9 protein-coding genes are annotated in these 7,607 nt (G+C 62.0%); 4 read left to right on the forward strand and 5 right to left on the reverse strand.

Annotated features, from left to right (window positions below; all coding sequences use genetic code 11):
• Window positions 1–13: 13 nt before the first annotated feature.
• Genes AC1DT2_RS01600 through dusB form a run of 4 tightly spaced genes read left to right on the forward strand, consistent with a single transcriptional unit; the run spans window position 14 to window position 3,587 of the window.
• On the forward strand, window positions 14–598 hold the full coding sequence (locus AC1DT2_RS01600; protein ID WP_477293740.1) for a sigma-70 family RNA polymerase sigma factor: 585 nt from the start codon (window positions 14–16) through the stop codon (window positions 596–598).
• Complete coding sequence (locus AC1DT2_RS01605; RefSeq protein WP_477293742.1) at window positions 595–1,233, forward strand: anti-sigma factor; 639 nt, start codon at window positions 595–597, stop codon at window positions 1,231–1,233. The genes AC1DT2_RS01600 and AC1DT2_RS01605 overlap by 4 nt, the downstream gene beginning before the upstream one ends.
• Complete coding sequence (locus tag AC1DT2_RS01610; protein WP_477293744.1) at window positions 1,230–2,546, forward strand: S8 family serine peptidase; 1,317 nt, start codon at window positions 1,230–1,232, stop codon at window positions 2,544–2,546. Before AC1DT2_RS01605 ends, AC1DT2_RS01610 begins: the two co-directional genes overlap by 4 nt.
• 54 nt (window positions 2,547–2,600) lie before the next feature.
• Window positions 2,601–3,587: a tRNA dihydrouridine synthase DusB gene (gene dusB / locus AC1DT2_RS01615; protein WP_477293746.1), complete on the forward strand. Its 987-nt coding sequence runs from the start codon at window positions 2,601–2,603 to the stop codon at window positions 3,585–3,587.
• Window positions 3,588–3,734: 147 nt separating this feature from the next.
• Here the strand turns inward: dusB and maiA are convergent, their stop codons facing one another.
• The 5 genes from maiA to AC1DT2_RS01640 all read right to left on the reverse strand — a co-directional run.
• A complete protein-coding gene (maiA, locus tag AC1DT2_RS01620) occupies window positions 3,735–4,391 on the reverse strand; it encodes a maleylacetoacetate isomerase (protein WP_477293748.1) in 657 nt (218 codons plus the stop codon).
• 55 nt (window positions 4,392–4,446) lie between these two features.
• Window positions 4,447–5,445, reverse strand: coding sequence for a DUF1684 domain-containing protein (locus AC1DT2_RS01625; RefSeq protein WP_477293750.1), 999 nt, complete (start codon window positions 5,443–5,445; stop codon window positions 4,447–4,449).
• 2 nt (window positions 5,446–5,447) lie between these two features.
• Entirely contained in the window at window positions 5,448–5,912 is a 465-nt protein-coding gene (locus AC1DT2_RS01630; protein WP_477293752.1) for a RidA family protein, read from the reverse strand.
• A complete protein-coding gene (locus AC1DT2_RS01635; RefSeq protein ID WP_477293754.1) occupies window positions 5,899–6,831 on the reverse strand; it encodes a pepsin/retropepsin-like aspartic protease family protein in 933 nt (310 codons plus the stop codon). Before AC1DT2_RS01635 ends, AC1DT2_RS01630 begins: the two co-directional genes overlap by 14 nt.
• A 273-nt stretch (window positions 6,832–7,104) precedes the next feature.
• A partial coding sequence (locus tag AC1DT2_RS01640; RefSeq protein WP_477293756.1) for a hypothetical protein occupies window positions 7,105–7,607 on the reverse strand: 503 nt, incomplete at its 5' end.

Consider the following 7,607-nt stretch of genomic DNA (forward strand, 5'->3'; position numbering starts at 1 on the left):
CTCCGACGAAACCATGACTAACGCGGACACCGACGCCGACACCACCGACCGCCTCCTGTTGCAACGGATGGCGGGGGGCGACCGCACGGCACTCAGCGTGCTCTACCGGAGCTATCACGGGCGTCTGTCCCGTTTTCTGTCACGCCTGACACGCCGCGCGGACATCATCGAGGAAGTCATCAACGACTGCCTGTGGATCACCTGGCAGAAAGCCGGCAGTTTCCACGGCGACTCGCGCGTCTCTACCTGGATCATGGGCATCGCCTACCGGTGTGGGCTCAAGGCGCTGCGCCAGCATGGCAGCGAACCGGTGGACGAGGACTCGGTCCCCGAAGATCGCATGCCCTCCCACGATCCCGATGAAGACCGTGAACTGCGCGACTGGCTGGGCAAGGGGCTGGACCGCCTCACGGCAGACCAGCGGGTCGTGGTCGAACTCGTTTACGGCGTCGGCCACAGCCTGGACGACGTCGCCGTCATCATGCAGTGCCCGGTCGGCACCGTGAAAGCACGCCTGTTCCACGCCCGCGTGAAACTGCGTAACGTGCTTCCGGGCCTTGCCGGTGTCACATCCGCTACGAAGGAGAATGCGCCATGAGGATGCCGACGGATACCGGCCGCGATTGCGCCCGCGCCTGGGAAGCCATGCCCTGGGTACTCCAAGACAGCGCGGCTCAGGAACAGACCGAGTGGCTGATGAGCCATCTGACCGAATGCGATGGCTGCCGCGCCGAATTCGAACAGCAGAAGCGCCTGCGCCTGGCGATGTCGCTGCCGGCGGATGTGTCCATCGATCCCGAACTCGGCCTGCGCCGACTGCTCGCCCGCATCGATGCTCCGGTGATGGAGACCGCGCGCCCACGCGGTGCCGGCGGGAGCTGGCTGACCCGTGCACTGGTGGCGGCTGTCCTCATCCAGGCGGTCGGGCTGGGTACGCTGGGCGCCCGGTTCTGGGCCGAAGGCACACCGCTGCCGGCCTACCGCACCTTGAGCCAGGAGGCTGCGCACGTGCCGGCGGGTGCCATACACGTCGTTCCCGACACCGGCATGAAGCTCGCCGACTGGAACACGTTGCTCCGTTCGATGCAGTTGCAGGTGATCGGTGGCCCGAATGACGTGGGCGCGTACACGGTCATGCCTGCGGGCGGTGCCGCGGCATCGACCCAGGTGGTGCAGCGCCTGCGCAGCGCGCACGGTGTCCGCCTCGCCGAGCCGGTGAACGCCAGTCCATGAAGATCGGGGCGGTCACGCTTTGCGTCCTGCTTGCATCGCTGATGGGCTGCACCCTGGCGCGGCCCACGACGTCGGCCGATACGAAAGCGAGCGTCACGCCCGCCGGCTCGGTCGATCGCATGGACAGCCGCCGTGACATCGTCCTCGCGGTAGCCAATCCCCTGGAGCCGGCTGCCACGCACGCCGGCTCCAGCCTGCTCGGTTACACGCCGTCGGCGCAGTACGGTGCCGGCCAGCATGCAATCTCCCAACTGACGGACCTGAAAGAGCACTACGCCCTGCAGGAAGTGAGTGGCTGGCCGATCAAGGCGCTGGATCTCTACTGCGTCGTGCTGCACCCTGCGCCGGGTGTCGATCGCGACCAGCTCATCGCTGCCCTGCAGAAGGACGGGCGTGTAAAGCTTGCGCAACCGCTGCAGGATTATTCGGTGTATTCAAACGATGCCGGCGGCGGCACCGGTAGCAGCGAAGCCCACAAATACAACGACCCCTATGCCGATCTCCAACGAGGGTTCGTCGAAACGGACGCTGCGCTCGCACACAATTCGACCCAGGGCGAAGGTGTCCGTGTTGCCATCGTCGATACCGGGGTCGACATGACCCACCCAGACCTGATCGGACATATCGGCGACACGCRCAACGTCGTCGATAACGATGCCTCAACCTTTGATCACGACAGTCACGGCACTGAAGTGGCAGGGATCATCGCTGCCGTCGGCGATAACCATCAGGGCATGGTCGGCATCGCACCCAAGGCCAGGCTCAGCGTCTACAAGGCCTGCTGGTATTCCCCGGAAGCCGGGGGCGGCGCGCGCTGTAATTCGTTCACCCTGGCCAAGGCCCTCGCTGCGGTGAACGATACGAACGCGCGCATCGTCAACCTAAGCCTTGGAGGGCCTGCCGATCCGCTGCTCAGCATGCTGCTGGCGAAGATTCTTCACGAAGGCCGCATTGTCATCACCGCCATGCCACCGGACGGCAAGCTGAGTGGCTTTCCCGATGGCGCCCCCGGCGTCATCGTGGTCCGGACCAGCGCGACGACGCCCGCTCCTCCCGGGGTGGTCAGTGCGCCGGGGAACGACATCCTGACCACCCAGCCCGGCGGCGGGTATGACTTCACCTCGGGCTCCTCGATGGCTACCGCGCACGTCAGTGGCATCGTCGCGCTGATGCTCTCGCTGGATCCCGACCTCGACCCGGCGTCCGTCCATACGATCCTGTTGAGCAGCAGTGTCCAGAAGAAAGGGATGCTCGAAGTAAACGCCGCCCACGCCGTCGCTGCCCTGAAAAAGACCGCCAGAACCGCCCGCTGAGCCGTCCGGAGCGGCCTGTACGCGGCGCCGGCGCGGATCGCGTAAAATCGCCTCATGCGCATCGGTCCCTACTCCATCGCACCCGGCGTGGTGCTTGCGCCCATGGCTGGCGTCACCGACAAGCCTTTTCGCCTTCTATGCAAGCGCATGGGAGCGGGTCTGGCCGTGTCCGAGATGACTACCGCCGACCCACGCCTTTGGAACACGACCAAGTCGCTACGCCGCATGGACCACGACGGCGAGCCCGAACCGGTGAGCGTGCAGATCGCCGGTTACGACCCTGGCATGCTCGCCGAGGCCGCGAAGTACAACGCGGACAATGGTGCGCAGATCGTCGATATCAACATGGGCTGCCCCGCCAAGAAGGTCTGCAACGTGTGGTCGGGCTCCGCGCTGCTCCAGGACGAACCGCTGGTGGCACGCATTCTCGCCGCCGTGGTCAAGGCGGTCGACATTCCGGTCACGCTGAAGATCCGCACCGGCTGGGATCACGACAATCGTAATGCCCTGACCATCGCACGCATCGCCGAAGATGCGGGCATTGCCGCGCTCGCCGTCCACGGCCGTACGCGCGCCGACAAATACGAAGGCGATGCCGAGTACGCCACGATCGCCGCGGTGAAAGCCAGTGTGCGTATTCCGGTCATGGCGAATGGCGACGTCGTCACCCCGGAGAAAGCTCGCGATGTACTCGCGGCGACCGGTGCCGACGCGATCATGGTGGGCCGCGGCGCACAGGGACGCCCGTGGATTTTCCGCGAGATCGCGCACTTCCTCGAGACAGGCAATCACCTCGACGAGCCCACGCCCACCGAAGTACGCGACATTCTGTGTGGTCACCTCGACCATCTCTATGCGTTCTACGGCGAGAAGATGGGCGTGCGCATCGCTCGCAAGCACCTGGGCTGGTACGCGAAGGACCGCCCGGAAAACGCCGCCTTCCGCGACGTCGTCAATCGCGCCGAAGATGCCGTTACGCAGACGCGCCTGACGCGCGAATATTTCGACGCCCTCGAAGCCGGCGTCCTGATCGCCGCCTGATTTATGTATCCACCGGGGCCACCCTTTATCACGATATCCCCGTCGCGCCGTCCCGCTTTTTCTGACTCCGATCCCGGCGTCAGTTTAGTGATCCTGGCCGGCAGTTGCAGCGAGAGGGTAGCAAAACCCATCGCGAGCGGTCGTGTCTCAAGCACCTTCCTGGAGCAACGGATGCGCTCGCGAAAAGGCGTCGAGGGATGCGCACGTTGCGACGATTCGCGCCACCGTGGGAATTCTGTCCACGATGATATTCATGGACTCGGCGAGGGACAGGATGCTCACCAGGCAAATATCCGCGAGGGTTGGACGGTCACCGTGGCAAAAATCACCCGTCTCGGATTCCGTCGCCAGGCGCCAGTCGATGGCCTTGAGATTGAAGGTTAACCAATGAACCATCCAGGCACGCCAGGCCGCTTCATCGAATCCACCGACTGAAAATAGGTAATCTCTCACCCTGGAGGTTAACAACGGATGGGTATCGGTGACCAACATGGACGCAAGTGATCGAACCCGCGCGCGTCCATGCACGTCCGTAGGTAAAAGCGCCGGGCTCGGTACGGTCTCTTCGAGGAACTCCAGAATCGCCATCGACTGTGTCAATGGCGATCGGCCGTCTTCCACCAGGATGGGGATCGTGGCCGCGGGATTGAGCGCAAGGAAGTTAAGAGCGCGCTGCTCGAGCTTATCCAGATCGACGAGCCGCTCGCGCACAGCCAGGCCTTTCATGTTGAGTGCTATCCGCACTCGGTGAGTCGACGCGCTCTGCCAGAATGCGTAAAGATCAGGTGCAGCTTGTGGTGGCATGGGGTTTCCGGGTTCCAAACGTTTCGTCGATGTCGCTTCGTTTGCCAGGCTGTGGCTATCGGCCGCCTGGCCAGCCCTGGTCGTCCACTTTCTTTTCGCCCGCCGCTACGCGAACCGCAAGATGGTTCTCTGGACTTGCGAGAGGACAGTTCGGAAAAGGAATCAGTGCGCAAGGCGGGTTGATGGCCTTGTTGAAGTCCAGGATCACTTTTCCGTCTTTGGGTGCGGAGGCAAAGAGAAAGCGAGCGCCTCCATACGTTTCCTTCCCGGACGTGGCGTCCGCAAAGACAAACAGTAGGTCGCCATTGTCCCCCTGCTTATAGGGCAGTAGTTCGTACTGCTTGCCGTCCCGGACGAAGACGACCTTCCCGATGATCTTGTCTTTCGTCACCGTCCCGTGCACATAGGCGACATCGACCTCTCGCGGCAACGCCAGGAGCTCCCAACGCGCGGTAATTTTCCAACTGGCGTCAACCGGAAAGTAGTCCAGACCGTGGAACCTGGCGCGCGCAGGAGCATGAGCATCGGTCGCGATGAGCCTCATCTCGCCATGATTCAGATCACTATCGTAGGCATAGAATTTCAGTGTCGCCGAGTCRACGTGCAATACGGTCGGCTGGGTCGCATGACTCGCCTTCGAATTCACCGGCGTCAGGGAGCCGTCGGGTTCAAAGTACAAGCCGCTCACGTGAAAGGGCTCGATATGGCCATGAACAGACGGCTCAGGATCGATCGACACGCGACTGCCCTTGGCTAGCGCGAGGCTGATCGTCCCATCCGTTGCATAGGTCAGAAGGCCGAGGTGGGAGGGACCGGTCGACAACACGATGTCTTCGTCTGCTCCGGACCCTATGCGGCTGATGCCCTTCTGTAAGATGTCAGCGTTTGTCACGCTGAGCCAGCTATCGGCAGACGTCAGGCTTGAAAGCCGTTCGCTCTGCCACCGCTGTATCTCGCGGTTGTAATCATCCGCACCGGCATACGAAGGCGCCGTCAAGGCGCAGAGAAGCGCGAGTGTCGCCATGAACGGTGAAAGCTTACTGAGCACCGCCACGATTACCGTACCTCGAAAGATCTTGCAAAGATGCTGTCGATCTCGACGGGGATACCCATCGGAAGTGATGACACGCCAATGGCGCTTCGCGCGGGGAGCAAGTCGGCCCCGAAGAGATCGCGAAGGAGATCACTGGCCCCATCCGCGACCTTCGGATGCGCCTTGAACGAGGCTTCGGCCCGGACATAGACCGTCAGTCGAAGGCAACGCTTGATGCTGTCAAGCCCGCAGCTCTGCTCGAGACCCGAGAGAATCTGGAGCATCGTCATCCTCGCTGCATCCTGGGCATCGCTCAAAGTCATGTCATCGCCAACGAGGCCCACGACGGGCTGGCCGCCCTTGATAGGACCCAGCCCGGAGACGAACACCTGATCGCCAGCGGTTGTCACGATGTTGTACGAGCCGAGCGCGGGAAAGGGGGGAGGAAGCTCGAACCCTAATTGCTTGAGTCTATCAAGGCTGCGCATATGCAGATGTCCGTAGAAAATAAAGCGTCTTATGAGGGAAGTCCCAGACAGTAACGAACTGGCTGAGCAAGGCGTAACCGAGTGATATCGTGATCCTCTCATTGATGCCGGTGGGGTCTGCCGCCGGAAACGGCGTGGCCCAGAGCCGAAGCCTTGGCACGTCCGCCGTGAAGCTGTCGCCGATACGCAGGCCCTTGACGTCGTAGGTATCGTCTCCCTGGGGAACGATGAAGCCGTTTTCGACCCAACGATCTCGGGTAGCCGAGTCCACGTAGATGCCCCCGCGCTGCCCGGTATCGAAATGGAGAAGAAGATTCACGCCCCCCAGTGAGCCCCGCACGATGGGAATATTGGGTAGCTTTCGTGTCTCGTAAGGGATGCTGGCAACGGTCTTTTCGCCCTCGAGGAGGGCCTCGGCACCTGTCCTGGAAAATGTTGCATTCAACTGTTGATAGTCGATCTTCATTGCATACGCTGCCCAGGCCTGGTATCCGAACCAGCCTAGAAAGTCCGGCGTGATGCGTTCGAGTTGGGTTGCGTCCTGGCTCTGAACCCGGGTCACATTATCGAAATGCAAGCCGCCGACGTTCACGTCAGACACTTTCGGACGCATCACGATCGTAAACACCTGGCCGCTGCCGAACGTACCCGTTGCCGCGGGCGCTCCGCCCGTGAGTGGAATGAGATGGTGATTCAGCGACATCGCCCGCTGCAGGCCCGTGTCCAACATGAACTTGCCCTTCTGACCTTGCACGTTTCCTTCAATGAAGGGATATCCACGCACGAGTATTAGCGGGAAGCTCACCGTTTCGGCCGTCAGTCTCACTTCGGGCGCCTGATACTGAGAAGCCAACGTCGCACGGGCCGCCGGGACCGCGAGTACGAGAAGCGCAGCCATGGCCGGATTACACAGATTCATGGGTAGCGCCGCTCATTCGTGGCTGATCGATACGTTGATGCGTGCATCATGGCGGGATCGGCTAGCGGCTCAGCTGTGATGACTCGCGAGAGGGCGCACGATTAGGCTGGCCGTGCATGACCACGCCGCATAGATATACCTTCAGACGAGAACGTGAACCATGACAGGCCGTCCGAAAAACTTAACCATTCATCTAGACAAGGATGAATGCACCTCGCCTTAGGCGGATGTCCCGATATCGCAGCGGGATATCGGGACATCCTCGCGCACGTTTCAGACCGTGGCGTTCTCGATGGCCTTCGCCATGCCCTCGACATCCGTCAGGAATGGCAGGTGACCGGTTTGAAGCGGAACGACCTTCCGCACGGGAGTGCGCGAGATCATCTGCGCCTGGAAGGCGGGGCTGATGACCTGGTCCACCTGGGTGGACACATAGATCTTGTCGACGCGCCCAAACCTCTCGGCAGTCACACGCACTGGCGTGACCAAGGGTGTCGCTGGCTCGTCGAGGATCAGATCGGGAAGTTTTTCCTTCAGCGGCGCAGGACCGTCATTGGCAAAGAGCTCGGCACGCGCCGAGTATTCGACGACGGCAATCCCACGCTCCTTATCAATAGTCAGGTGCTGGCCGATCCTGGCGTCATGGTCCTGTTGGGCCAGCGACAGCAGGGAATCACCATCCTGAGGCAGATACGCGGCAGTGAACACCAAGGTCTTGATCTTCTCTGGCACCTGTTCGGCCACGGCGGCGATGACGATGCCAGCGAAGCTGTGGC

This window comes from Luteibacter sp. P4_E6 (genome assembly GCF_056401535.1).

Coding starts and splice junctions, on each gene's coding strand:
- AC1DT2_RS01630 (WP_477293752.1), bottom strand. CDS start 5,912: ATGCGCAGCCTTGATAGACTCAAGCAATTAGGGTTCGAGCTTCCTCCC.
- AC1DT2_RS01635 (WP_477293754.1), bottom strand. CDS start 6,831: ATGAATCTGTGTAATCCGGCCATGGCTGCGCTTCTCGTACTCGCGGTC.
- AC1DT2_RS01600 (WP_477293740.1), top strand. CDS start 14: ATGACTAACGCGGACACCGACGCCGACACCACCGACCGCCTCCTGTTG.
- dusB (WP_477293746.1), top strand. CDS start 2,601: ATGCGCATCGGTCCCTACTCCATCGCACCCGGCGTGGTGCTTGCGCCC.
- maiA (WP_477293748.1), bottom strand. CDS start 4,391: ATGCCACCACAAGCTGCACCTGATCTTTACGCATTCTGGCAGAGCGCG.
- AC1DT2_RS01605 (WP_477293742.1), top strand. CDS start 595: ATGAGGATGCCGACGGATACCGGCCGCGATTGCGCCCGCGCCTGGGAA.